The sequence below is a fragment of the Pelotomaculum sp. FP genome, from assembly GCF_004369245.1.
Taxonomy (GTDB): domain Bacteria; phylum Bacillota; class Desulfotomaculia; order Desulfotomaculales; family Pelotomaculaceae; genus Pelotomaculum_C; species Pelotomaculum_C schinkii.
In genome coordinates, this window is the sequence record NZ_QFGB01000063.1 from 1 (window position 1) to 25,254 (window position 25,254).

Below are 25,254 nucleotides of genomic sequence, written 5' to 3' on the forward strand. Positions count from 1 at the left end.
CGCATTCTCATTTTAAAGGGGTTGTTTTGTGTTAGCCATGACTTTTGTATCTACTATGAGCAGATCGGATCATTTCGCTTTGATACTATCTTGGGTTTCTATCCACCGCGGAGCGGTTTCGTTCAATGCCGCTTATGGGGAGCTCCCCATAAGCGGCATTCGGCAGCCACCAACATGCACCAGCTAACAGGCGACTTCTACACCGTGGGCGAGATTTTAGGCCACACCTTAAACGGCATCGGCATACAGTTGGGTTTGTCCAGCAATCTAAATGCGGTCACGGAGCGGTATGTCGATGTGCGGCTGGAACGAAAAAAAGAAGTGCTTGCCCCATACCATAAGGCGGTACACCAAAGCCACAAGGAACCTTCCCAACCGGAGAAAAAACGGCGCGGCAGGCCCCCGAAAAAGAACCGGGATATGGAACGGTAACACCGTGAAAAGTGTTATCGTGTTGCAATATTGTTATCAAACCTTACAAAGCGACCCCGTAAAATCTTATGGGGACGTATAAGAAGAAAATGGCGAAAAGCCTGTTATATAAGGCTTTTCGCCATGTGGTTATAAAACCTTATACGGCTTTGTGAGGGCAAAAAGGCTGCGGAAAGTAATTAAAAAATAAGTGTTGACGGTTGTAAGCTGCTGTAAAATCGTTTGACTTGTTCAATACTTAAGATCCCGCTATTATAAAGATAGGACTCCAGCCGAACGAGGTGTTTTGAGTGAACTGCACAGGTCCAATAGGCTTTTTTGATTCCGGCGTAGGAGGTCTTTCTGTGATGAAGGAAGTCCGGCGCCTCCTGCCCGGGGAAGACATGATTTATTACGCCGACTCAATTTACTGTCCTTACGGTGGAAAACCGCCCGTGATCATACGCGACAGGGTTTTTACAATCTGTGATTTTCTTATCTCCAAAGGTGTAAAGTTGATTGTAATGGCATGTAATACAGCTTCAATCACTGCCCTGGATGCGGTTAGGGAGCGTATCACTGTTCCCGTCGTTGGGCTCGAGCCGGCTGTAAAGCCGGCTGTAGCCGCAACCAAAAATGGAAAAATTGGAGTTTTGGCAACCGGAGTGACGCTTGCAGGGGAAAGGTTCCATTCGTTAGTAGAGCGGTTTGGGGAGACAGTTGAGGTTTATACCCAGCCTTGTCCGGGTTTGGTTGAACTGGTTGAGGTCGGTAAGTTGGATAGCCCTGAAACCAGGACTTTACTTGCCCGCTATCTGGACCCGCTGCTGGCCAGAGGGGTTGACACCATTGTGCTCGGCTGTACGCATTACCCCTTTCTGAAGCCGCTTGTGCAAAAGATGAGCCATAGCGGGGTCTCTGTTATTGATTCTGGAGCCGCAGTTGCCCGGCAAGTTGCGAGACTGTTGCAAGGCGGTAATCTCGCTGCGGATATAAGGGCGTCCGGCCGGGAGCATTTCTTTACGAGCGGTGAGCAGGAGGAAGTGCAAAGAGTAGTGCGCTTATTATGGGGGAATCGCAAGCTGGTAGTGGAGCAGGTTAGACTTTAAATAAATGCCGGCCCTTAAGGGCCGGCATTTATTTAAAGCGATTAGATTGTACCTTTTTCTGGTAATTCTTGTGCGGTTGGGCCGGCTCTTCATCAAGTTTGATCGTCTTGATAGCCTCGTAGATCAGTACCGGCTGACCATTTTCAACTCTAATTTTCATGTCGCCCCACCCCAGTTCGCGGATAAACTGTATGATCTGCTTTTCCCTGCTGCTTAGGCAGTGTACCATAACAGTCCCTTCTCTCATTGTCAAGTTCGTATAAATTAAATATAATAACTATACAAATAATTCTGTATTGGAGCTGAATTTCCTGCTTGCTCATGAAAAATTTATATTTTTGTACAATATTACAAACATAGATGCAGCGGTGGAAGTCATTATTGTTGGGTTTAACCAAAAAAAGGACCTATAAGCATTTAATACCCAAAATCTACTAAAATAAAAGGAGAAAGGAAACCTGCATGGGGCCTGCTGCTAAAGATGCGGCAAAAAAGCAAGGTATTTCCGGGCCGGACAATAGACGCCGGTCTTTTGTGCGACTATTCACATGCTTTATGTCAAAGCAAGGGTTAAAAAACTAGACAGCTATAGTTAATTACGTATTATTCAAAGCTTTTTTAATTATAAACGCTATTTTACATTCTATTCGAATATGGAGTAAAATAGAGTTTAGGCTTTATGAATAATACTATCGATTAAACCAGAAAAGGGTGAACCTGCTGAATAATGAATGGTAACTATAAAATAATTATATTGTTTATATGCGTTTACCTATTTACACTGCTGCTTACTCCAACGGAAATCCTCCATAATTCCTGGGCGGAGCCGAACGAGACGATTCGTGTAGGCGTTCTTGCAGGCGAATTGAAGTCCGAACAGGATACACTGTTGCTCTCAGCTTACGAGCAGATCTTGAAGGAAGAGGGGTTCCCCTGCCAGGTGGTCAAACCTGGTGACCTGGTTAATAGTGCAGGGGAAATTCAAATTAATTATGATGCCTTGATAGTCCCCGAAGTTATCAATGCGACTATGCCTGAGGACCTTTCTCAAGCTATAAGTTCCTATGTCCGCAGCTATGGGCACGACGTCTTGCTGGTCCTGGATCCGGCCACAAGAACAGCCGGGGGGGAACTTCGCCAGGCAGGACTGTTGTCGGAATTAGCCGGAGTCAAGTATTACCAGCAAGCGCCGGAGGACCAGCAGACAACCTATTCCGGTTTCTGGTATTTTTCTTCAGCCGGCAAGGGCCGTGAATGGGGGATAACACCCGGGAAACTGGATGGAGACAATGCCGTCAACAGCTATTCCTACGGGAAGCTGAAGTATGAACACGCCAGAGCTGTTAACCAGGATGCCGATATTGTGGCCTTTGACCGGGTGGACGGCTCGGAAGTGCCGGTTATCACAGAAAAGCAGTATGGCGGCGGGGGAACCGTAGTATACGCCAACCTGCCCCTGGCCAAGTACAAGTTGCGCTCGGATGACCTCGCGATCAGGTCTGTTCTTCGCAGTTTCCTAATTAAGAAGGCGCGCCTGCCTCGCCTGGTCAACAGCCCTGGTGGGGCGGGAGGATTAGTCTTCAACCTGCATGTATGCAGCGGCGCCTACTTCAAGGCCTTAACAGTTATGATGACGCAGGGTATTTTCCAAAAAGAACTTCCTTTTTCCATACATATTACGGCCGGTCCGGATACTTATAAACTGGGCGATCATATGGGTTTTTCGGCTGAGGACAAGCTTAAGGGGCGACCGCTCCTGGAAATGCTGCAGGATTATGGTGAGATCGGCTCGCATGGTGGCTGGGCGCACAACTTTTTTGCCTATAACATGCAGTACCTGCCACAGGATCAAGTCGTGGAACTAATCAGGTGGAATTCTGAGGCGCTGGAGGCGGTTACCGGCAAAAAAGTTGTGGAATACAGCGCCCCCGGTGGTAATCACCCTTACTGGGTTAATCAGGCGCTGGAAGAAATGGGGGTTAAAGCCTATTATTTTGCTGGCGACACCGGTTCCAGCCCCACTCAGCCGCTACTGGATGACAAACCGACTGATGGAACAACCTGGGCCTTTCCCATTACCCCTTACCGGCAATTTGCCTCCCTTGAGGAGATGGAAAGGGGACATGTGTCCCCAGGGGAAGTCAAACAGTGGCTGGAGGACCTGGTAGAATTCTCAGCGCAGGAAAGGTCAATCCGCATGGTCTATACGCATCCCTCATACGTGCCCTTTGAACTGGATGCAATGCGGGCATTGGAAGATAAAGCGCTTGCTGAGCAGGAGAAAGGCAGGCTAAGGGTTGAGCCGATGAGCCGGTTTGCTGATTTTCTCAACCGGCATGCCGCTACCAAGTGGCAGATTGAAAAACTGGAGGGCAACGGTTTTGCCGTCCATCTTGAAAACCCGGACGGATTGAAGGACATGACAGTGGCTGTATACGTAGGGGCTGACAGCAATCATGTCGTCATCGGTGAAAATATAACAGCCGTCCAGGAAGACGACGGATGGCTCTACCTGACAGTCAACTCGAATGAAGTAGAAAAACACCTGGAGGTGTATCAAGATTAAAAGGACGCTATGCTCCACGCACGGCGTCCTTTTCTTCCTTAAAACAAGCGGGGTGGCCAACAATGAGCTGATCACCGATGTACCCATAAAACGTGCGGTCGCCCGGACCTACAACCTGACCGCAGATCGAACAAGTCCTCTTTTCGTCCCTGGCGTTCAGAATTACCCCTTCGAGCCTGGAGGCGTTCCAGTTTGCTACAAACGTTTCCAGCGTACTCTTTAGAGGTGTCACCGGGGTGCAGGCAGGATGGAAGTACCTGCGTATGCGGTGGCCGTTTTCCCTGTAACGGTAGACGACAACCGGTGAATATGGCCTGATTTTTTGACGGCACTGCTGGCAGGAGCGGGTGTGGCTACCGTTGCATTTAAGAATGTAACGGGTTTCGGCAGGTTTGCGCCTGACCTTACGATCTTTCCAAAAGACTTGGCGTCCAGGATCTGCCCCTATCCATTTTTCAATAAGGCTGTAATATTCCCGGTAATTACGTTCAACCAGTTGGAGTTCAGGAGGAAAGCCGGCCTGGACCGCCTGGGTATGGAAAAAATACTCTGCGAGGTCATGGGCAAGCCCGTCCATTTTTCCTATATCCCAGGTGTAACCGCTCTCGGTCAACCAATGTTGAAAAGTATTGAAAATATTGCCGGAGCACACCACCAGCCGGTCATTTTTCTGTACGCCTGCCTTTTCCATCAGGCCGGTTAGCTGGTTGCATGCCTTTTCCTCAAGGCTGAACCCGTCATCCCAGGTCAGGGGCAGGGCCGTGGCAAATATTTCTCTTGACTCCTCGCATACAAGCACCAAAACTTCTGAAAAAGCGCGACAGCCGCCACCGGCATCCTCAACATGCCATTCTTTCACAAAGCCAACTCCTCTTAAGTATTATTCTGGAAAAATCTATGCCGCCTTTGTGTTTGTATTTTTAGCCATTGATTATTATACAACACCTTCAGGAAAAGGACATAAAATATTTTGAGTGATAGAATGTAAAAACATGGTACTTTTGCAGGAATGCTTGATTTTTTTGTAAAATAAAATTATGTCTTAAAGAATCGATATATCAATGAATGAAATAATGTGTTATAATGTCCTTACTATAATTTAGAATCCAAGGTAGGAACTGGGGTAGTTATGCCCTGTTATTTAAATTTCATATATGCATGGGGAGCTGGGTAATCCGGCTGAGAAAGAACAGTGCGTTCTGACCCAATGAACCTGAACTGGGTAATGCCAGCGGAGGGATGCTGCTTTTCTATTTGGATCGTTAGCCCTTTGCCTTCTTCAGGTAAAGGGCTGTTTCTGTTGCGAAGGAGGGGACGCTGTTTCTATACAAGAAATAAGCGAGGAGGTCTAAAGGATGAAGACAAAAGTGGCATTAACAATTGCGGGTTCCGATTCATGCGGCGGAGCAGGAATACAGGCAGACTTAAAAACATTTAGCGCGCTGGGTACTTATGGTATGAGTGTGATTACGGCAGTGACGGCGCAGAATACCACGGGCGTGGTTGATGTCAGGGAAATGGATGTTGATATTGTCAGAAATCAGATTGACTGTTTGTTTGCTGACATTGAAATTGACGCGGTAAAAATCGGGATGGTGTCAAACGGTGAAATCATCAACGTCATTGCGGCTTGTCTGAGGGCGCATAAAGCTGTGCATGTAGTTGTGGATCCGGTCATGGTTTCCAAAAGCGGTCATCATCTTTTGCGTCCGGAAGCGAAAGAAGAGCTGGTAAAAGTGTTGTTCCCCATAGCGGCAGTTGTAACGCCAAATATTCCCGAGGCAGAGCTGATAACCGACGATAAGATCGCAAGCCTCGAGCAAATGAAAAAAGCGGCCCGTAAAATCTACGAATTTGGACCGGGCTGTGTAGTGGTCAAGGGGGGCCATCTTACAGAAGATGCGGTAGACGTGCTTTATGACGGCAGCAGCTTTAAGTACTATAAGGGGACGAGGGTAGACACAAAAAACACGCATGGTACCGGGTGTACCTTTTCATCGGCGATAGCGGCTCACCTTGCCAGGGGGTATGCAGTGCCGGAAGCGGTGTCGCTGGCAAAGGATTATATCAACGGCGCAATATTGCACGCAATAGAACTTGGCCGCGGGTTTGGACCGACCGGCCACTTTTATGACTTATATCGAAAGGCTGGTATGTTCAATGAATAGAGAAGGTACAGTGGGGGGTCTTAACCAGTTTGCCCTTTGGTTTGGCGCAGCCGTGTCCCTAGCCGAAATTATGACGGGCAGCTTAATTGCGCCCCTTGGCATCAAGGAAGGGATAGCGGTAATCCTGGCAGGGCACCTGATTGGCACGCTGATCCTGGCATTGGTGGGTATTATTGGTTTCAGGGAGAAAAGTCCATCCCTCAAATCGAGCCGCCTGTCTCTCGGCCGGTATGGTTCGTACATTATTTCAGTGTTTAACATCATCCAATTGGTCGGTTGGACTGCCATTATGTTGATCCAGTGTACAAGATCACTGCAGTCTATCACAGGGAGACTGTTTGGTTTTGATAATTTCACTGTACTGGTTATAGCTATTGGAATTCTTGTGGGGATTTGGGCGTTTAACGCACACCGGGGAATTAATCTGATTAACAATGTTGCTGTAGCGCTCTTATTATTACTATGTGTGTTGATGTTAAAGGCAGTATTGCAAGGAGGCGAAGCGCAAGAGCTTGCTTCCAGTATTACCTTTGGCGCAGCGTTGGAATTAAGCATTATCATGCCTTTGACGTGGCTGCCGTTAATCTCCGATTATACCATGCTGGGCAAAAGCAAGGCAGGGAGTTTCTGGGGCAGCTTTGGCGGATATTTTCTGGGCAGCTCCTTTATGTATATCATTGGCCTGTTGTCCGCGACATATGCGGGAACGCCGGATCCCATAGGGGTTATGGCCGGTTTGAACCTGGGCATATCAGCTGTTTTTATCGTGATCTTATCAACTGTCACCACAACCTTCCTTGACGTATACTCCGCGGTAATGTCAACAAGCAATATCTCACCCGGCGTTTCAAGGAAGAACCTGATTCTGCTTTTTACAGCCCTGGGTACGCTGCTGGCAATGTTCTTTCCTATGGAACAGTACGAAAATTTCCTTTACATGATCGGGTCCCTATTTGCGCCAATATTTACAATTGTGTTAATGGATTATTTTATCTATAAAGATAACCGCTCCATGGATGCTTTCAATATTACTGGTTTTGTCGCGGCTATAACTGGTGTAATCACCTACTACACCGTTGCCGGTATGGATTTATTAATCGGCTCGACGATTCCAGCAATGGCAGTTACCGCAGTGGTATATGTTTTAATGCGGTTAATTATAAAACAACTTGTTTTGAAAGGAGATAAATATGCTAAACAAAATTGCTAGCGCTATCAATACTGTCAGGGATAAAACGCCGCTCGTCCAGGCTATTACAAACTATGTAACAATCAATGACTGCGCCAACATCCTGTTGTGCTGCGGCGCCTCGCCGGCCATGTGTGAGGTCGGGGCCGAGGTGGAAGAATTTGCCGGGTTTATATCCGCCCTTTATATCAACCTTGGGACCTTGACTGAAGAGCAAAAAGTCGCCGCCGTGCTGGCAGCCAAAAAGGCCACAGAGCTGCAAAAACCGGTCGTGCTGGACCCGGTTGCCTGTCCGGTCATCACCCGGAAAATGGATGTCTCCAGGGAACTCCTTGAAAACGCGAAAATAACTGTAGTTAAAGGGAACATAGCTGAAATCAAGTCACTTGCAGGCTACAAAAGCATGGCCAGGGGGGTTGATTCTTTAGATGAGGGAGATGACGCAGTTGAGGCTTGCGTGCGCCTGGCCAAAAAATACGGGACGGTGGTGGCAGCTACAGGTAAAACGGATATTATTACGGATGGCGAAAGGACCTGCCTGATCCATAATGGGACTCCAATGTTGAGAATGGTAACCGGGACAGGCTGTATGGTTGGCGCCCTGGTCGCCGCCGCTGCCGGGGCTGTAGAGGATAAATGGGTCGCGTGCGCCGCTGCTGTTATGGCCATGGGGCTGGCCGGGGAAATGACTGCCGGTTCTATGGGAAAGGAACTTCCGGGTACCTTCAGGGTCAGGTTGTTTGATTACGTATACGGGATGACTGCGGAAGACATATTGAAAGGGGGCAGAATTGAATGCCTGTAGACTACAGTGTCTACCTTGTTACAGACAGAGGTATTCTGGGCGGCAGGGATTTGTTCAAAGCTGTGGAAGAATCGATTATTGGCGGGGCAAGTTTGATTCAACTCAGGGAAAAAGATATATCCAGCCGGGATTTTTATAATTTAGCTGTTAGATTGAAAGACCTTGTCAACTCGTACGACGTCCCGCTGATTATTAATGACAGGCTCGATATCGCCCTTGCCGTTGATGCGGATGGCCTGCACATCGGACAGGATGATATTCCTCTGCGTATCGCGAGAGGAATTATAGGTCCTAACAAAATAATCGGCTATTCCGTCTCCAATCTTGAACAAGCGCTGTTTGGCGAGAAAAATGGGGCGGATTACCTGGGGGCCGGCCCGGTTTACGCAACAGGAAGCAAAGCGGACGCCGGTTTGCCAATAGGGCTCGGAACCTTGAAAACGATCAAGGAACGCGTGTCGATGCCGGTAGTGGCTATCGGAGGAGTAGGTATAACCAATATCAGTGAAGTAAAAAAGACGGGTGTGGATGGGATTTCCGTAATCTCGGCCATCCTGGGGAACCAGGATATAGCTGAAGCCGCCAAAAATATTACCGAATTGTGGAAGGTAAAATGAAAAAGACAATTTTTGTTGATTTCGACGGCACAATAACAAAGGTTGATACCTGTGCGGCCATGGTCGAAGCTTTTGCCGCAGAGGGCTGGAAAGAAATAAATGAAAAGTGGGAACGCAAGGAATTGTCAACGCAGGAGTGCGCCAACCGGACTTTTCAGCTTTTCCGGGCTGGTATCGACGACATTGCCGGGTTGATGGAAAAAATGGAGATAGATCATTTCTTCAAGCAATTTTTGAGTGTCTGCCGGGAAAAAGGCTATAAGGTATTTGTGCTGAGTGATGGTTATGACTTTTGTATTGAAGCAGTTTTTAAAAAATATGATATAGAGGCTCTTTATTACGCCAATAAAATGGTGTACGACCAGGGCTTCAAAATAGAATGCTCCCACTTCAATGAATCATGCGGGAATTGCGGAACCTGCAAAACGAAACTGATGACGGCGTTAAAGGAACAGGGAAGCCAGGCCGTTTACATAGGAGATGGCTATTCCGACACATGTCCTGCTATGCATGCCGATGTTGTGTTTGCCAAAGGAGACTTATATAACTATTGTCTTGAAAAAGGAATCAAAACCATTCGTTATGAGACTTTTGCAGATATATTAGCTTACATTGCCTAAGCTAATATATCGCAAAATTGCTCAACTCTCATTACCAACCTCCATAATCCTGGCGTACGCGCCGTAACGGAAAAATTTCTGCCGAAATGCTTCAGTTGTCAAATGCAGAGAATCATAACGGCCAAGTATGACTTTAGCTTTTTTAGTATCGTATGCGGGTATGAGGCTGGCGCCATCGATAGCCCGGGCATGTTCATAGAGCTCGTTGGCCTTCGTATGATCCAGTGTTACAGATACTTCATACTGCTTGGGGCGGAATAATTGGTCATTAAAATAAGAAAAACTACGATCGCCGATACGGCCCAGACAGTACCTGGTTAGAATTGCTTTCCCGCCTTTTTTTAGAATAAACCGTTCCCGGGACATCTCTGATAAATCAAGCCTGCTTACTTTATATGAATTGTATGCAAAGCCGTTTTCATATACCTGTACAATGGCATAGGCGCAGGGAAACTGAACGGTTGCCGGAACTTCCACATACGGGCGGTTGCCGGTCATGAAACGGTTGACGCTCACATAATTGCGGTGTATATGCCCGCAAAAAATACCTTGTATATTGGGAAAGGACCGGGTAAGCCTCAGAAACTCCCGGCTGTTTTTTATACCAAACCACAAGTCCGGGCCGTTACAGGGATGGTGAAGAAACAGGAAAGCCTGCCGGTCTTTATTTGTTGTCAACATGCTTTCAATCCACTGCATCTGAACAGGATCAATGTCGCCCCAATTGTTATCCGGTTTACATGAGTCGATCAGCAGGAACAGATAATCTTTAAACACCATGCTTGTGTAAGTTTTTTCCCTGTTGGTCAGGTTATTTAGAAAGCCCTGTTCACCCAAGCCGGAATTTTTTGTGTATTTATCGTGGTTGCCGGGGCAAAGAAGATATGGTGTATCACCAAAGTAAGGCAATAGCTGATTCCTCAATCCCAAATACTGAAGGCTGCTGGCAGTGTCGGTGAGGTCACCGGTAATGACGGCCAGGTCGATATTCCTTCTCTTACTGTCCAGAATACACTGGCTTAAGAGAGGATTTGCATAATCCACAAGTTTACCAAAATATATCTCATTGATATCTTCTGCGACTTCTCCGTAGTTGATATGGGTATCGCTCATAACAGCAAAGCTGAACAGGTATTTCCCCTTTGGCGAAGGCAAGGTTGTAAAAGAATTGAGAGAACCTTTGACGCCGTTGCTTTCCACCTGGTACCAGTAGCGGGTGGATGGTTTTAGATTATACATTTCTAAATAGTGAAATTCTGAATCCAAGGCAAAAGTTTGTTTTTTGAGGTGTTTTGGCGTTTCTCCAATATACATGGAGGTATCCGCACGTTGTTGCGGGGTTACCCAGGTGATGACGGCATGTTGACTACCCAAGGTACAAAGTTCTTCGTTGGTAATTTTTGTACCGGTAGAATTTGTGAGTTTAATCTTTGAACCCATGTTCCCGTTTCTCCTCATTTTTTATTATTCTATTAACGAGGGTTACAGAATGTAAACAGACGCTGAACGGGGATTAAGCCAAGAGCGGGCTATTCAAAATAAAACCAGTTTGTAAATCAATGGCACTGGTGATAAACTACTACTTGGGTGATGAATATGAATCTAAATTGTGGTCTGATTGGTCTTCCAATGGTCGGGAAGACAACAATTTTCAACCTTCTGACGGGAGCGGGGGCGGAGACTTCCAATTTTTTAACCGGCAAAGCGGAAACCAATACCGGTATGGCCAGGTTACCGGACAGCAGGGTGGATCTGCTTAGTAGTATGTATAAGCCCCGCAAGACTACCTATGCTCAAATCCATTTCAGCGATGTACCCGGACTGGTACGCGGCTCAAGCCAGGGAAAAGGAGTGGGCAACCAGTTCCTCAACGCCATCCGCAATGTGGACATGCTTGCCCATGTGGTGCGGGCTTTTGAGAACCGGGATGTGCCGCATGTGGACGATGATATTAATCCTTTGCGGGACATCGAGACCATACATATGGAACTCCTGTTTGCGGATATGGAGATCGTTGAGAGAAGGATAGAACGTATTAAAGGCGGTAAAAAGGTCAAGAAAGAAAACCTGATCGAGCTCGAAGTGCTGGAAAAATGCCTCGGGGCACTGGAAGAAGAGCGCCCCATAGGCAACCTGGAGCTTACCGCCGATGAAAGGATGGTTTTGAAAAATTATAGTTTCCTGACTGAAAAACCTTTACTGCTGGTTATCAACATTGATGAACAGCAGTTTAAGGCACAAGAATACCCCTTCAAGAGTGAGCTTCTCTCCTATGCCGCAGAAAGGGGCCTGCCTGTCCTTGAAATAAGCGGGCGGATTGAAATGGAAATCAGCCAGCTGCCCGACGAGGACAAAGAGCTGTTTTTGGCAGACCTGGGTATCGCCCAGTCGGGAATTGACCGCCTGGCGCGCGCCGCCTACGAGTACCTTGGGCTGATCTCTTTCTTTACTGTTGGAGAGGATGAGGTGAAAGCCTGGACTATTCAAAAAGGGACCGACGCTAAACGGGCGGCGGGTAAAATCCACTCGGATATTGAGCGGGGTTTCATCAAAGCTGAAGTTGTCAAATACGCAGACCTGAAAGAGACCGGCAGCATGAGCAAGATCAAAGAAAGGGGCCTGTTCCACCTGGAGGGCAAAGAATATATCGTGCAGGATGGGGACGTCATAAACTTCAGGTTTAATGTTTAATTCTACATTTTTCAACATCCGGCTGAACCATCCATCCAAATTCAGCGTCAATATTGATAAGGACATCCTAAAAATCCTCATGCATTCAGATGTGGATGCGCATTAATTGCAACCTGGTTTTGCAGCCAATATTAATTTGAGGGTATCGCAATTAAATCGTAACACTGATAAAAATGCATACTGGCAGTGACAATGAAGACAAGAGTATTGCTCGAAAAGGCTTGACTTGCGGGCTGGGGGGTATCCGGAGCGAACGGAGCACCTGGGTGCGTTCCTTAGCGCGTGCGTTGCATGCAGAAAAGCTTAAATAGCGCGTAGTTACCGGATGGCTGTCTGTTGATGCGGTCGGTATGATGCTCTAGTTTTACTAATGGAGAATTGCGAAGAGAGCGGAGGATAACCCCCAGCCCACTACCCCAGAGGCTTTTCGAGAACCAGTTATGACCAATACCAATCATGGTGATAACTTGAACTTCCTGTTTATCTTTGAGTAAATACGCATGGTTGCAGAAATAATATCTGTAAATGCTTAAGAGATACAGGGAGGTCAACCATTGCCAACGCAAAGAAATGTGGCCGCGGCTATTCTGGAGCAACTGGCCGCTTGGGGTGTCCACAATGCGTACGGTCTGGTCGGTGATGATATATTCTACATCATGGATGCTCTGGCTCATCAGGATAAAGTGCATTTTTACCATGTCAAGCATGAGGAAACTGCCGCTATTATGGCTTCAACCCAGGCCAAGCTGACCGGCCAGGTGGGTGTCTGCATAGCTGACGGGGGTCCCGGGACGCTGCACCTGCTGAACGGCCTGGCGGATGCCTGTGTCGACAACGTCCCGGTACTTGCCATCACCGGCCAGGTAAACCGCCGGCAGATCGGCTCAAATGCCAAGCAATACATAGACCAGCAGTCACTGATGCGCCCTTTGGCGGCTTATTCCGCATTGCTATGTGAATCGTCAGCTTTACCCCAGGTTATGGAAAGTGCTTTCAGGACTGCAGTGGCTGGCCGCTCGGTAGCCCATGTCAGTGTTCCCATGGACGTACTCCCCATGCCTTGCGGTGAAGCTGCGATTCCGTACGCCCCGTATTTGCATACAGAACCCGCTTCATCAACTGAGGTGGTGCGAGGAGCCCAGGAAATCATGCGCGGGTCGCAGCGTCCGGTTATCCTGGTGGGAGCCGGGGGGCGTAAGGCAAGTGAAGCTGTTGGCGAACTGGCCTTGCGTTGGGGCGCCGCTGTGGTCGATACCCTGGCCGGTACGGGTGTGGTAGCAAGATCCCACCCCTTTTACGCCGGAGGTTTGGGTCATGCCGGCAGCCCGGCTTCGTCCAAAATTCTGCAGCAAGCTGACCTGTGCCTGATTGTAGGCGCCAACTGGTGGCCTCATGAGTATGTTCCAAAGAGTATACCGATTATTCAGATTGACATCAACCCTGCTAATGTGGGGTCAACCACCCCGGTTTCCTATGGCCTGGTGGGCGCTGCGGAACAAATTATAGAGGAGTTGATAACAGGCCTCGACGGTAACTCCAAACAGGAATGGCTCAAGTTTATACAAGACGAAATCTCCGCATGGCTGGAAGATTTGGAGAGAGAAGCTGCCGTCAGCGGCGCACCCGTTCACCCGGCCTTTTTAATGCGGGCCTTGCAGAATACGGCGCCGGACGATGCCATTATCAGTTTGGATACCGGGGATCATACGGTCTGGTTCGGGCGTGTTTTTCAGCCCGTCCGGCAGCAGGTGTTGCTGTCGGGGAAATGGCGGACTATGGGATATGGGCTGCCGGCAGCAATGTCGGCGGCGATTAACAGGCCCAACCAGAAATCGATTGCCCTGGTTGGCGATGGCGGCTTTGCTATGACCATGTCGGACTTTCTTACAGCAGTCAGGTATGACCTGCCTATTACGGTAGTAGTCGTCAACAATCATTCCCTGGCCATGGAAAAGAACAAAATGACGGCAGGCGGGCTGGTACCGGAGGGGACCTTCCTGCACAATCCTGACTTTGCCAGGTATGCTGACGACTGCGGTGGTTTGGGCCTGAAAGTCTCGCACTCTGCCGACCTTGAGCCCGCTCTCAAAGAGGCTATAGAGAGCAATCGACCGTCACTTGTGGACGTTTATACCTCCGACCTGGCGGTTCCCGGCACAACGCTCCTCTCCTAAATAAATCGCCTGAGGATAATGACCCCGCGCGGGTCTTTTGTTTGAAAGGAATAATTATGAGCCAAGGGTCCTATTTGCAATTAACAACCGGAGAGTTGGGAAAAAGAGCTAAAAATGCCGTTGACATGCTGGCCGACTGCACGGTGTGCGCTCAGTACTGCCGGGTCAACCGCCTCAAGGGGGAACTGGGCCTCTGCCAAGGGGGCAGGAATGCCGTGGTAAGCAGTTATGGCCCTCACTTTGGGGAGGAAGCGCCGCTGGTCGGTTCCAGAGGGTCAGGAACAATATTTTTTGCATTCTGCAATTTGAAGTGTGTTTTCTGCCAAAACTGCGACATCAGCCAATATGGTTATGGTGATGAGGTTTCTGCCAGGGAACTTGCCGAAATGATGCTGGAACTGCAGGAGGGTGGCTGCCACAACATCAACCTGGTGTCGCCGAGTCACTTTGCTCCCCAGTTCCTGGAAGCGCTTGTTGTAGCTGTTGACATGGGGCTGACAATTCCGATCGTCTACAACACGGGTGGTTACGACACGCCGGCAACGCTTGACCTGCTGGAAGGCATTATTGATATATATATGCCGGATATAAAGTTTGCAGATGATGACGCCGGGCGAAAGTATTCAGGCGCGGCAGGCTACTATACCGTAACCAGGCAGGCCGTAAAAAAAATGCACAACCAGGTCGGTGACCTGGTTATAGATGAACGGGGGATTGCCACCCGTGGACTGCTGGTAAGGCACCTGGTCATGCCCGGCAACCTGGCCCGTACTGAAAAAATCATGGAATTTATAGCCGAAGAAATATCCAAGGATACTTTTGTCAATGTTATGGACCAGTATTATCCGGCCTACAAGGCCTTTGACCATCCCGAATTAAACAAAAGAATTAGCAGAAAGGAGTATTCGGCGGCGGTTCAGGCCGCCAGAGAGGCCGGTTTGACCAGGCTTAACGGCGGGTGACAACCCCGCCAAGCGATATGGTGAACCGTAATTAATTAGTTAGAAAATCATGCCGCTATCGCGGCGTCACGTACCAACTAAGTGATGTTAGGCGCCATTTCAATTGCATAACGGCGCGTCAGCGCCGCACTTGGGCGCCTAATGTGGCTTTTGTGCGAATGAATTCACACCTACATTTGAGCACATTGTAGCGACCGAAATGTTTTCAAGGTAGTTGTAATGGGAGGGATTCTTTTGTCTATTAAAAGTGTTAGAAGAATAATGAGAAATATTGTTCTGGTATCCATACTATTGTCTCTGGTTGCGCCCCTTCAGGCTTACGCCTATCAGGTGAACGGCAACAACGTCACTGAGGAAATCATCACCCAGGGGGTTGTTTTACATAGCATCAACCTGAATACTAACGAGGGACCGCTGAACGTTTATGTCCTCAAAGCAGATCTCTCCAATCCTTACGTTAAAATTGATACGATCATCGGATCGGACGGCACCCTCAATAAGAACCAGTCAGTGCTGGATATGGCCAAGCGTACCGGGGCGGTGGCCGCTATCAATGGAGATTTCTTTCAAATGGCGGAAAGCGGCCGGACCATCGGTTTAGCCTATCAAGGCGGGCAACTGGTGGAGAGCCCCGCCTTGCGTAATGATATGTATGGATTTGGCATTACCGAAGATAAACTGCCGCTGTTGGAAATCTTCAACTTTACCGGCCAGGTGGTTACAGAAGCCGGTAAAAGTTTTCCGCTGGCCGGAATCAACAAGCCTGGTTATCTCTTGATGAACGGACTTTCATCTGATGTGGATGCTCTGAATATGTACACAACGCTGTGGGGTACCACCAGCAGGGGTAAAATATCCGGCCTCACCGGGGTAAAAGTTGCAGTGGTCAGGAACGGAGTTGTCCAGCAGGTCTTAACCGACCAACCGGGCGTAACGATCCCGCAGGATGGTTTTGTCCTGCAGGGACATGGCCTGGCAGCCCAATTCATAACCGACAATATGCCGGTGGGTACAAAAGTTGACGCCAGCTACTCGGTGGCCCCTCAGGGAGACAAACTCCTGGCTGCGGTGGGCGGACAGGCACTGCTGGTTGAGGATGGCCACCTGCCTGCCTACTTTACCCAGAATATTTCTGGTAAAGTCGCCCGGACGGCGGTTGGTGTATCAAGTGACGGCAAGACTCTCTACCTGGTGGCGGTTGAAAGGAAGGCTGCTGCCGACGGGACTATAATCAGCAGGGGTATGAGCCAGGAGGAGTTGGCTGAATTTTTGATTTCAATCGGGGTTTGGAGAGCTGTTAATTTGGACGGTGGTGGTTCCACCACCATGGCCGCACGGAGCCTGGGTGACTTCGAGGCCGGCCTGATCAATCAACCACAGGGTTCTTCCTTGCGATCAGTTGCAGATGCTATAGGCGTTTTTTCGACAGCGCCGCAGGGCAGTTTGCACGGCATGGCTGTAAGCGGGCCGTCGTTGGCTCTTGCCGGAACACAAGCTTCATTTAGCGCCAAAGGGTATGATGAATACTACAATCCTGTAAGTATTAAACCAGCCGACATAAAATGGTCCGCAACTCCTTCAGGTGATTTTACCGGTAATGTTTTAATACCTAAGCAAGGTGGTACGGTAACCGTGACGGCCAAGCTGGATAACGTACAGAGTTCGGTGAATGTGCAGGTTGTCGGGCCGGAGTCACTATTAAGTTTAGCTGTAACACCGTCGGCTATTACTGTTAAGCCTGGGGAGAAGGTTCCCCTGTCGGCAAAGGTGAATACAATTTATGGTGATACCTTTGATTTAAAATTCCAGGATGTCACATGGACCATCAGCGGTTCAATAGGTAAGATTGCGGATGGCAGCTTTACCGCGACAGATCAGGTTGCTGAAGGTGAAATTAAGGCCACCTTCCAGGGGTTGAGCACATCGATACCGGTTACTGTTAAACCGTCCTGGGTAGAACTGCAGGCCCTTCCAGAGCAGGAATCATCTGCTGGACTGGATAGCTGGATTCATGTTACGTTCCCTGCGTCAAGCGTATCAGCGCCGGCCACGATAAGGCTGGCTTATGCCGCTGAGACTACCGGGTTGCCGGCGGACTGCATCAACCTCGGCGCAATAACGGTAAGCCCGGCGCCTGGGGAGAAAGCTGATCTCAAGGCCCCCTGGTGGCTGAGTTGGGATTATCAACCCGGTACAATAACTGGCCGTCCGGCCATCCTGATGTGGGATGATTCCACTAAAAAATGGGAAGAGCAGCCTGCCAGGCTGGATGACCAGGGTGAGGTGAAAACAATTAGCGCCCGGGTATGGGGGTTTGGCCAACTGGTCCTGGTGGATGACCATAGGAGACTTCCGTCCTTCAAGGATACCGGCAAGCACTGGGCCGAAGCGGCCATCAACGACCTGGCGGCGCGCGGGGTGGCCAACGGTTTTCCCGATGGCACATTTCTACCCGGTCAGGCCGTAACCAGAGCTCAGTTTGTCAAGCTGCTGTCATCAGCCCTGCAGTGGCCGGCCGTGGAAAAGTTACCGGCCTTTAAGGACAGCATACCAGACTGGGCCAGCAGCGCTGTCGCTGCCGCGGTTGCCAACGGAGTCGTCTCAGGTTACCCGGACGGTACCTTTAGGCCGGATTCATGCATTACCAGAAGTGAGATGGCTGTTATGATCAACCGGGCGCTGGCGCTGCAGGAGACAGACGAAAAGCTAAAGTATAAGGATACAGGAGCAATTCCCGATTTTGCCAGGACTGCGGTGGCCAAAGCTACCAGCGCCGGTTTATTGCAGGGCGAAGGCGGCTTATTCAGGCCCAAGGACGGGGCAACCCGTGCGGAAACAGCGGTGGTGGTCAGCCGGGTGCTTAAGTTGTGGGTTGAAAAATAGAAAATATTTCTGCCTTACACAGCAGGAATATATATGCCTAAAGTTGAATCTTTATAAAAATTATTACCGTGTTAAACCAACAGGTGCCCGCTGGGGAGAATAGGGAATCAGGTTTAAGTCCTGAGCGGTCCCGCCACTGTAAACAGGAGCGCTATCGCTAGTTTGCCACTGGCAGTTTGCCGGGAAGGTGCGATGTGTGATGAATGTGAGCCAGGAGACCTGCCTGTTGTGTCCACGAACCCTGCTTTGCAGGGGTATCCGATGGATGATGGTAAAATCCACGGCCTGATGAGGCTGTGGATTTTTGTTTTTCCTCAGCTGATTCCAAGTTCTAACTATATTAGGGAGGTTGAAAAACAATGCTTTATCAAACCATCAATCAAATTGGAGACCTGGATCGCAAGGCCATGGAAGAGGCGCAGAAACGGCTGGACAGCTTAATCAAGCCGCCGGGGAGCCTCGGCGTACTGGAAGAGATGGCAATACGCCTGGCCGGTATTACCGGCAAAGCCAAACCCCGCGTTCAGGGGAAATCGGTTATCGTCATGGCGGGGGACCACGGAGTGGTCGACGAAGGTGTGAGCGTAGCGCCCCGTGAAGTTACCGTCCAAATGATGCAGGCTATGGTAAATGGTGTAGCTGGAATAGGGGTTCTGGCAAGGCACGCTGCTGCCAGACTGGTTGTGGTCGATGTCGGTGTTCTCACGCCCGCCGCCTTGCCGGGTGTTGTACAGCGCAAGGTCAGGGCAGGTACCGGGAATATTGCCGCCGGCCCGGCTATGTCACGGGATGAGGCAGTGCAGGCCCTGGAAGTGGGGATAGAGGTAGCCCAGTCCGAGATTGACGCGGGAAGCAGCCTCCTCGCTACAGGAGATATGGGGATCGGCAATACCACCCCGAGCAGCGCTATCCTGGCAGCCTTTGGCGGCTATACAGCTGAAGAGGCGACCGGCCGCGGGACCATGGTCAACGACGAAGTTATGAGACTGAAGATTTCCGCGATAGCCAGGGCGCTCGCAAAAAACCGGCCGGATCCGGAAGACGCCCTGGATGTTCTGGCAAAAGTCGGCGGGCTTGAGATCGCCGGTCTGGCCGGTGTGATCCTGGGGGCCGCTGCCAGGCGGACGCCTGTGTTGATTGATGGATTTATAACCACCGCGGCAGCCCTGGTGGCCTTCAAACTGCAGCCTAAATCCCGCGAATATATGATTGCCTCCCACCTGTCCGGTGAACAGGGACACCGCCTTATGTTGGACCTGTTGGACCTGCGCCCGGTGATTCACCTGCAAATGAGGCTCGGGGAGGGAACGGGAGCCGCTCTAACCATGAGCCTGGTTGAAGCTGCCACGAAAATAATGCGGGAGATGGCTTCTTTTGACGAAGCCGGCGTCTCCGACCTGGAAGAAGATAAAATACTGAAATAAGAACGCGGCGCCAGTAGCGGATGAAAACTAGTCAATGTGGGTGCGATCTGTATTAAATTTCAGATTAGTTATATTTTTAACTTGATATGGTTCTATTGTGTTATACTATTACTTACAGGTAGTAGTTAAGAAACAACTGCAGGATCCCTGCCGGAGGGAAATAAAATAAAAGCAGCTTTATACTGCTGAGGTGGTGAGCGCCGGTGAATTGGGTAGTTAAGCTAATTCTAAACAGTCTGGCCCTGATTATAGCCGATGCTCTGGTATCCGGCTTTGCTGTCAGAGGGTTTTTTTCGGCAATGCTCGCCGCGCTGGTCCTGGGTGTGGTTAATACTTTGATCAAACCTGTGCTGATTGTCCTTACGTTGCCCATTACTTTTTTCACCTTGGGGTTGTTTATCTTTATCATAAACGGCCTGGCCTTTTGGCTTGCTTCCTGGCTCGTGCCCGGTTTTACAGTATACGGTTTCTGGGGAGCGTTTTGGGGCGCCATCATCACCAGTATGGTCAGTTGGGTCTTAAACGGAATTTTTCAACCGGAAAACTAAACAAATTATTGCCAGGGATAACGGGTGGGGGGATTTTTTATGTTTCCCAGTTTGGGTATGCCTGAGATAATATTAATCCTGGTTATAGCGCTGGTAGTTTTTGGTCCCAAACAAATTCCCGAAGTCGGAAAGGCTCTGGGCAGAACCTTAAACGAGATCAGAAGGGCATCCATGTCGGGGTGGGATGAGGTGCTGGAGTCAGACAAGGAAGCCAAAAAAGAAGTGGAAGAAGAGACTACGCAACCGCGGACAACTGCTACAGAAGCCCAAAAGAAGCCTTAACTAAGGCGGAATAGGTTTTGAGGCTTTCAGTAATGGATAGCTATTTTTATATCTTAGTGAAGTAAAAATCAGGGGACTGCACAGCCTCCTGATTTTTTATGAATTTCTTGAAAGTTTGAAGTGAACCGGTTTGGCTAAGCGTGGAAGCCGGTATCGTAGATCCTGGTTGTGCTGGGGGTATGCTCTTCCTTGGGCAGAATCGAGAAATTTTCAACGATGAACAAGTACGCTAATGCCAGGAAGCTCCACATGCCGATGGTAATGAGGAATTCCCAGATACTGGGGAAATAGCTGCTGCCCACGCTCTTGGCCATTCCGGTGAACACCACATTCATACGGTTAAACACAACACCTACTACCACCAGGAGAGAAGCCGTTACAACCCCCCACAGCTTGGTGCGGATGGAAGGGATGGCGTACATGAAAATCGGTAACAGGATAAAGACGATCATTTCAATTAAAAACATGTTGCTCTCGTGAGAACCGTTGAAAACCATCCCGAACACACCACGGTAGTTGAGATCGATCATCTTGACGATAAAGTAAATGATCATCATCCACATGGTCACCTTGGTCATGCTTTGGAATACAGGCAACTCCGGATTCCTTCCATAAGCTTTGGCCGCCAGGGTGCCTTCAACGGTGACCATGGCCGGCCCCAGGAAGAAAGCGGACCAGACGAAGAAGAACGGGATCAGCATGGACCACCACAGGGGATAGAGTTTATCAACTGCAACGATATAGAGCGAACCCAGGGAGGACTGGTGCAGGCTGGGCAGGACGATGCCAAGGATCAACAGCGGCGTCATCATGTAGCCCAGGATCTTTTTCAAAGCGGGGAACTTCACCTTCTCGAAGAAGATGTCACCAAACTCCAGGACCTGGATTGTTGTGTAAAGTGAGATGCACCAGAACACTTCGAACAACACCGAGTGGAAACCCCAGTAAAAGAAAGGCCTCCAGAAGTTAAACCATCTACCGATATCCAGGAAGAGGCTGACCAGGGAGATAATGTATCCCAACAAGGAAGTTAACAGTGCGGCGCGAGCGATGGGCAGATACTTATCTTTATGGAGGACATGTACAATCAAGGCTGTGCTGAAACCGCCGCCCGCCAGAGCGATCCCGCATAAGAGGTCAAAGCCGATCCACAGGCCCCAGGGCCAATCATTGTTCAAGTTGGTTACCGCGCCCAAGCCGTAGATGAAACGGTAGAAGGCAGCCGCAACCGCGCCAAGTACAAATAGTATGAGCAGTATTCTAAACCATGTAATTCTAAAACTCCAGTTTCTTCCGTACACCTATTCTCACCTCCAGTATCTAAAAATAGTTCTTATTCCTTGGGATCAACGGGAGCGTACATTTCGGCTTCATTATGCCCCTCTTCTTTCGGCTTGGTGAAGAATCTCATTGCCGTAAGCAGAGCGCCCCAGCCGACAAAAATATAGGGAGTCCACTTGAGCACATCCCAGGTATAAGATGGTATCGATTTTTGCGTTGCATTGGTGCGGAAACCAAGCTGTTCAAACGGTACGTCTGAAATATACATCCAGGATGTGCCGCCGTATTCCTTTTCCCCGTAGATTTGATTGACGTAGCCGGGATTGCTGTTTATTCTCTGCCTGGCCTCGGCAAGGAGCTCTTCCTGGTTGCCGTACTTCAAGGCGCCGGTGGGGCAGGCGGTGATACAGGCGGGCCGTTCGTTCTCCAGCAGGCGGTCGTAGCAAAAACGGCATTTTTGGACGTACGGGAACGTTTTTTCATACTGGAACTTGGGTATGTTGAAGGGACACGCAATCATGCAGTAGCGGCAACCCACGCAGTAATCCTTGTCCAATTCGGTGGGTTTATAAATAACCGCGCCTTCCTCGGTCTTTTCGAAGGAATGGGTAAAGCAGGCGGACTCGCAGGCCGGCTCGTTGCAGTGCATGCACTGCCTTTTGACAAACCGCCACTTGCGCTGGTTCCCCTCGCCGACAATGTGGCAGCTAATCCTGGTCCAGGTATCGGAATCGAGATCGACGGGGGCGTCCCACTGATTTGTATTTTGGGACGTTTTAACGGGCAGGTCATTCCATGTCTTGCAGGCTGTCACACAGCTCCGGCAGCCGATGCATTTGCTAATGTCTACCAAAACGCCATTGGACATCTTTGCACCTCCTATTTCCGCTCGGACTTAATACATCGTAATTAAACGATAAAGCTCATCGGTTCTTTGGAAACACCCTTGATTTCCAGTACATGGACCGCGCAGGCAATGCATGGGTCAAAGGCCCGGACGATACGCACCAGTTCAATCGGGTTATGCGGATCTTTCACCTGTGTTCCCACCAGGGCCTCCTCGACCGGACCGCGCTGGCCGCGGTCGTCCCGCGGGCCGCAGTTCCAGGTTGTAGGCACCACAGCCTGGTAGTTCTCAATTTTGTAATCTTTGATGGTAATCCAGTGCCCCAGGGCGCCGCGGGACGCCTCGTGCAGACCCATGCCCGACCCTTCCTTGGGAATGTCGAAGGGTTCATAGCAGGGTTGGCCCGGCGCCAACTGGTCAAGCCATTCCTTCATGGCCGCTGCCACCTGGCTTGTTTCCAGTGCACGGGCGAAGTGCCTGCCCAAAACCGAAAATGCTTTATCTCCCAGTTCCATAACCTCTCTTTGTTTGTTAACGACCTGCCGCGACAGCGGGCCGACTTCATAGGGCATGCCGTCATAACGCGGCGCTTTGAGCCAGGAATAGGCGTCTTTTTTGCCCGGCGCCGGTACGGTCGCCCCATCCCCGGGATATTTGCCGGTCGATTTGTCGTCGTACCAGGAATATTTAACTTCCTCGGTAATCTTTTTAGGATCCATGGGCGCGTACTGGCCTTTGGTGTAGATACCGCGCCTGAAAAGCTGTTGTTGTCCATCCGGGTCCAACTGGTCGGTTAACCGGAAAGCGCCGTAGGCCAGCAGGTTTTTGCAGCCTGCTCCGATGGTGAACCAATCGTCATATGCGCCTGCTACAGCCAGGACATCCGGGACATATACGTTGTTGATAAAGGAAGTTATTTCTTCCAGGTAAGTCTTGAACTGACTAATTTTCTCCGGAGTGACGGTTTCCGTTATCCCGCCTGCCGTGTAGGCGGTAACGTGCGGCATTTTGGCCCCGAATACGGCGCCCATTTCATGCGCCTTTTTGCGGACGTCCAAAGCCTGGATATAGTGCTCCACGGCTTTGTCGTTGATTTCCTTGGGCAGCCGGTAGTCACCCTCATACCGGGGGATGAAAGGGGCGGTATCCGGACCTTTAACGTAATCAAGGGCGGTCAGATGGTAAAAGTGCAGGATGTGTGACATCAGGTAGTTTGAGCCTTGAATCAAGTTGCGCAAAATCCTGCCGTTGGCAGGCGGGGTGACGTTAAAGGCGTCGTCCAGGCACAAGATGGAGGCAGTACCGTGCGCGATGGGGCAGACGCCGCAGATACGCTGGACCAGGTGGCAGGCGTCGCGGGGATCCCGCCCTCTGGCGATTATTTCCAGGCCGCGGAATAGAGTGCCGCTCGACTTGGCGTCAATGACCCGGTCGTTTTCAATCTCTGCTTCAATTTTCAGGTGCCCTTCTATCCGGGTTACCGGATCAATAATAATACGTTGTACCACTGCTTCATTTCACCTCACTCAGCAAGTTTTCTGCTAGCTCTGTTCTTTTCCAAAAACTCTGTTTTCTGGGGATTCAAATAGGCTGCAGCAGCCGCTGTTTTGTTCGTTAAGGGATAAACGCCGTAAATTGGTGAGGACATATCGGGGAATGTCGGTTCTGAGCAGGCATAGCACGGGGCGCCGGCCTTGACACACCAGTTGACGTTGTTGTTCCAGCCGCGGGTGGGGCAGTCAGACATAGCCACAAAGCCCTTGCATCCCAACAGGGCCAGGCAGCCCTCATCTCCGATGAAACGCGCGAACCTGCCTGCGTCAAAATGTTCACGCCTTAAGCAGCTTTCATGTATTGGTTTCGGGAAAAACATCTTGGGCCGTCCATACCTGTCCAGTTCCGGGATCTGGCCATATGTCAATATATATACCACGGTGCCCAGGAAATGGTCCGGCTGCATCGGGCACAGGGAGATATTGATCACCTTTTTTTCGTCAACGATCTTATTTACTCCCACGACTCCGGTGGGATTGGGGGCTGCGCCGGGAATACCTCCGTATGATGCGCACTGGCCGGCGGCAATCACGGCCTTGGCCGCTTTACCCAGTACATTTACCGCATGCAGCATGGTTATTTCCCGCCCGTCCTTTTCAGCGATGGTACAATAAACACCGTCGTTGTTAAGGGGGATGGCGCCTTCAACAACCAGTATAAACTGATCCTTGTATTTGGTGGCGGCTTCGTCCAGGATCTCAGCGATGAGGTGGCCGGATCCGGCAGAAATATTCGGGTGATATTTTAAGCTGATAATATCGAGAAGTACTTTTTCAATTGCGGGGTCAACGCTGTTTAACAATGATACGGAACATCCGGTACAGCTGGCCCCCTGCAGCCAGATCACCGGGGGTTTGCCATCGGCTGCCAGAGCCAGTGTTCTCTCAAGATCAGGTCCGACAATTGTGAGCAGGCTTGCCCCCACCGCAGAGCTCATACATAGCTTAATAAATTCACGCCTGGTTAAACTCAAGTCCTTATCCCTCCCTGTAAATGAACTCAACCACAACCTGCTGAAGCAGGTTGGTTGTAATAGCCGCTAAAGCAGCTTAAAAATCTCCAAGTGTAAAATTATCAGGTTTTTGGTTTTCCTCTATATCTTGATTTTTTATATATTCCATAA

21 protein-coding genes, 1 pseudogene and 2 riboswitches are annotated in these 25,254 nt (G+C 49.8%); of the genes and pseudogenes, 15 read left to right on the forward strand and 7 right to left on the reverse strand.

The window, feature by feature from the left end:
• A pseudogene (locus tag Psfp_RS22350) lies at positions 1-432 on the forward strand (hypothetical protein); the annotation flags it as partial.
• A gap of 290 nt (positions 433-722) precedes the next feature.
• A complete protein-coding gene (gene murI / locus Psfp_RS17970; RefSeq protein ID WP_134219898.1) occupies positions 723-1,520 on the forward strand; it encodes a glutamate racemase in 798 nt (265 codons plus the stop codon).
• 28 nt (positions 1,521-1,548) lie between these two features.
• Here the strand turns inward: murI and Psfp_RS17975 are convergent, their stop codons facing one another.
• On the reverse strand, positions 1,549-1,749 hold the full coding sequence (locus Psfp_RS17975; RefSeq protein WP_243120778.1) for a hypothetical protein: 201 nt from the start codon (positions 1,747-1,749) through the stop codon (positions 1,549-1,551).
• 525 nt (positions 1,750-2,274) lie between these two features.
• Between Psfp_RS17975 and Psfp_RS17980 the strand changes: the two genes are divergently transcribed.
• A complete protein-coding gene (locus tag Psfp_RS17980) occupies positions 2,275-4,086 on the forward strand; it encodes a polysaccharide deacetylase family protein (protein WP_192895518.1) in 1,812 nt (603 codons plus the stop codon).
• Positions 4,087-4,093: 7 nt separating this feature from the next.
• Here the strand turns inward: Psfp_RS17980 and Psfp_RS17985 are convergent, their stop codons facing one another.
• Entirely contained in the window at positions 4,094-4,945 is an 852-nt protein-coding gene (locus Psfp_RS17985; RefSeq protein WP_134219901.1) for a hypothetical protein, read from the reverse strand.
• A gap of 290 nt (positions 4,946-5,235) precedes the next feature.
• Positions 5,236-5,343, forward strand: a riboswitch (TPP riboswitch).
• A gap of 98 nt (positions 5,344-5,441) precedes the next feature.
• On the opposite strand from Psfp_RS17985, the gene thiD reads away from it, so the two are divergent.
• The 5 genes from thiD to Psfp_RS18010 are packed head-to-tail and all read left to right on the forward strand — an operon-like array spanning position 5,442 to position 9,485.
• Entirely contained in the window at positions 5,442-6,254 is an 813-nt protein-coding gene (gene thiD / locus Psfp_RS17990; RefSeq protein WP_134219902.1) for a bifunctional hydroxymethylpyrimidine kinase/phosphomethylpyrimidine kinase, read from the forward strand.
• Complete coding sequence (gene cytX, locus Psfp_RS17995; RefSeq protein ID WP_134219903.1) at positions 6,247-7,464, forward strand: putative hydroxymethylpyrimidine transporter CytX; 1,218 nt, start codon at positions 6,247-6,249, stop codon at positions 7,462-7,464. Before thiD ends, cytX begins: the two co-directional genes overlap by 8 nt.
• Positions 7,445-8,248 carry a hydroxyethylthiazole kinase gene (gene thiM / locus Psfp_RS18000; protein WP_134219904.1) on the forward strand — a complete coding sequence of 268 codons (804 nt, stop codon included), beginning with the start codon at positions 7,445-7,447 and terminating at the stop codon, positions 8,246-8,248. Before cytX ends, thiM begins: the two co-directional genes overlap by 20 nt.
• Entirely contained in the window at positions 8,239-8,865 is a 627-nt protein-coding gene (gene thiE / locus Psfp_RS18005) for a thiamine phosphate synthase (RefSeq protein ID WP_134219905.1), read from the forward strand. The genes thiM and thiE overlap by 10 nt, the downstream gene beginning before the upstream one ends.
• Positions 8,862-9,485 (forward strand): MtnX-like HAD-IB family phosphatase, encoded by a 624-nt coding sequence (locus tag Psfp_RS18010; protein WP_134219906.1) that lies wholly within the window; start codon positions 8,862-8,864, stop codon positions 9,483-9,485. Before thiE ends, Psfp_RS18010 begins: the two co-directional genes overlap by 4 nt.
• Before the next feature lie 21 nt (positions 9,486-9,506).
• Here Psfp_RS18010 and Psfp_RS18015 read toward each other — a convergent pair whose 3' ends face one another.
• A complete protein-coding gene (locus tag Psfp_RS18015) occupies positions 9,507-10,925 on the reverse strand; it encodes a metallophosphoesterase family protein (RefSeq protein ID WP_192895519.1) in 1,419 nt (472 codons plus the stop codon).
• A 150-nt stretch (positions 10,926-11,075) separates the two neighbouring features.
• Here Psfp_RS18015 and ychF point away from each other — a divergent pair, with 150 nt between their 5' ends.
• From ychF to Psfp_RS18050, 7 genes are all read left to right on the forward strand, one after another.
• The gene (gene ychF / locus Psfp_RS18020; RefSeq protein ID WP_192895520.1) at positions 11,076-12,176 is read left to right on the forward strand and encodes a redox-regulated ATPase YchF; all 1,101 of its coding nucleotides are present in this window, start codon (positions 11,076-11,078) and stop codon (positions 12,174-12,176) included.
• 554 nt (positions 12,177-12,730) lie between these two features.
• On the forward strand, positions 12,731-14,350 hold the full coding sequence (locus Psfp_RS18025; protein WP_134219909.1) for a thiamine pyrophosphate-binding protein: 1,620 nt from the start codon (positions 12,731-12,733) through the stop codon (positions 14,348-14,350).
• 56 nt (positions 14,351-14,406) lie between these two features.
• On the forward strand, positions 14,407-15,312 hold the full coding sequence (locus Psfp_RS18030) for a radical SAM protein (RefSeq protein ID WP_134219910.1): 906 nt from the start codon (positions 14,407-14,409) through the stop codon (positions 15,310-15,312).
• A gap of 234 nt (positions 15,313-15,546) precedes the next feature.
• Complete coding sequence (locus Psfp_RS18035) at positions 15,547-18,195, forward strand: S-layer homology domain-containing protein (protein WP_192895521.1); 2,649 nt, start codon at positions 15,547-15,549, stop codon at positions 18,193-18,195.
• A gap of 64 nt (positions 18,196-18,259) precedes the next feature.
• Positions 18,260-18,437, forward strand: a riboswitch (cobalamin riboswitch).
• A gap of 117 nt (positions 18,438-18,554) precedes the next feature.
• Positions 18,555-19,619 (forward strand): nicotinate-nucleotide--dimethylbenzimidazole phosphoribosyltransferase, encoded by a 1,065-nt coding sequence (gene cobT / locus Psfp_RS18040; RefSeq protein ID WP_134219912.1) that lies wholly within the window; start codon positions 18,555-18,557, stop codon positions 19,617-19,619.
• Positions 19,620-19,822: 203 nt separating this feature from the next.
• Positions 19,823-20,167: a phage holin family protein gene (locus Psfp_RS18045; protein WP_134219913.1), complete on the forward strand. Its 345-nt coding sequence runs from the start codon at positions 19,823-19,825 to the stop codon at positions 20,165-20,167.
• Between the two features lie 39 nt (positions 20,168-20,206).
• The gene (locus Psfp_RS18050) at positions 20,207-20,449 is read left to right on the forward strand and encodes a twin-arginine translocase TatA/TatE family subunit (RefSeq protein WP_134219914.1); all 243 of its coding nucleotides are present in this window, start codon (positions 20,207-20,209) and stop codon (positions 20,447-20,449) included.
• Positions 20,450-20,583: 134 nt separating this feature from the next.
• Here the strand turns inward: Psfp_RS18050 and nrfD are convergent, their stop codons facing one another.
• The 4 genes from nrfD to Psfp_RS18070 are packed head-to-tail and all read right to left on the reverse strand — an operon-like array spanning position 20,584 to position 25,104.
• Positions 20,584-21,750: an NrfD/PsrC family molybdoenzyme membrane anchor subunit gene (gene nrfD, locus Psfp_RS18055; protein WP_134219915.1), complete on the reverse strand. Its 1,167-nt coding sequence runs from the start codon at positions 21,748-21,750 to the stop codon at positions 20,584-20,586.
• A gap of 32 nt (positions 21,751-21,782) precedes the next feature.
• Entirely contained in the window at positions 21,783-22,598 is an 816-nt protein-coding gene (locus Psfp_RS18060) for a 4Fe-4S dicluster domain-containing protein (protein WP_134219916.1), read from the reverse strand.
• 41 nt (positions 22,599-22,639) lie between these two features.
• On the reverse strand, positions 22,640-24,085 hold the full coding sequence (locus Psfp_RS18065; RefSeq protein ID WP_134219917.1) for a nickel-dependent hydrogenase large subunit: 1,446 nt from the start codon (positions 24,083-24,085) through the stop codon (positions 22,640-22,642).
• Positions 24,086-24,099: 14 nt separating this feature from the next.
• Entirely contained in the window at positions 24,100-25,104 is a 1,005-nt protein-coding gene (locus Psfp_RS18070) for a hydrogenase small subunit (protein ID WP_134219918.1), read from the reverse strand.
• Positions 25,105-25,254: the final 150 nt, after the last annotated feature.

Excerpts from the sequence above, each read along its gene's own strand:
- Psfp_RS17975 (WP_243120778.1), bottom strand. The coding sequence starts at position 1,749 with ATGGTACACTGCCTAAGCAGCAGGGAAAAGCAGATCATACAGTTTATC.
- ychF (WP_192895520.1), top strand. The coding sequence starts at position 11,076 with ATGAATATGAATCTAAATTGTGGTCTGATTGGTCTTCCAATGGTCGGG.
- Psfp_RS18060 (WP_134219916.1), bottom strand. The coding sequence starts at position 22,598 with ATGTCCAATGGCGTTTTGGTAGACATTAGCAAATGCATCGGCTGCCGG.
- Psfp_RS18030 (WP_134219910.1), top strand. The coding sequence starts at position 14,407 with ATGAGCCAAGGGTCCTATTTGCAATTAACAACCGGAGAGTTGGGAAAA.
- Psfp_RS18010 (WP_134219906.1), top strand. The coding sequence starts at position 8,862 with ATGAAAAAGACAATTTTTGTTGATTTCGACGGCACAATAACAAAGGTT.
- Psfp_RS18050 (WP_134219914.1), top strand. The coding sequence starts at position 20,207 with ATGTTTCCCAGTTTGGGTATGCCTGAGATAATATTAATCCTGGTTATA.
- thiE (WP_134219905.1), top strand. The coding sequence starts at position 8,239 with ATGCCTGTAGACTACAGTGTCTACCTTGTTACAGACAGAGGTATTCTG.
- cobT (WP_134219912.1), top strand. The coding sequence starts at position 18,555 with ATGCTTTATCAAACCATCAATCAAATTGGAGACCTGGATCGCAAGGCC.
- thiD (WP_134219902.1), top strand. The coding sequence starts at position 5,442 with ATGAAGACAAAAGTGGCATTAACAATTGCGGGTTCCGATTCATGCGGC.
- cytX (WP_134219903.1), top strand. The coding sequence starts at position 6,247 with ATGAATAGAGAAGGTACAGTGGGGGGTCTTAACCAGTTTGCCCTTTGG.
- Psfp_RS18015 (WP_192895519.1), bottom strand. The coding sequence starts at position 10,925 with ATGGGTTCAAAGATTAAACTCACAAATTCTACCGGTACAAAAATTACC.
- thiM (WP_134219904.1), top strand. The coding sequence starts at position 7,445 with ATGCTAAACAAAATTGCTAGCGCTATCAATACTGTCAGGGATAAAACG.